The following is a 251-nucleotide window of genomic DNA, read 5'->3' as shown; positions in this document are numbered from 1 at the left end:
AGGCATGAGCGTTTGGCGTCAAACGGCGCCGTTCCCGTTTTGGAAAGGCTCATGCGGAATACGGGATCAGCGCATATCCGGCTGATATTCTTCCACTTCTCAGAAAACCGGCCTCCGTTATTCCGCTTCCATTCATTCAGCAGGCAGACTGTTCCGTGCTGAACGATGAAAAAATCCAGCTCCTGCCGGTATTCCTGTAAGCAGCCGTTTTCACGCAAAAAAGCCTCGTTCAGCCGATAGAGAACGAGACC

1 pseudogene is annotated in these 251 nt (G+C 52.2%); it reads right to left on the bottom strand.

The features are described from left to right. Positions 1–251: pseudogene (locus SB658_RS26025) on the bottom strand (glycosyltransferase family 2 protein); the annotation flags it as partial.

It is taken from the genome of Bacillus sp. SIMBA_008, from assembly GCF_046535495.1.
Classification (GTDB): domain Bacteria; phylum Bacillota; class Bacilli; order Bacillales; family Bacillaceae; genus Bacillus; species Bacillus subtilis.
The sequence above is the reverse complement of the archived record's forward strand: the minus strand, read 5'-3'. Positions and strand labels throughout refer to the sequence as shown.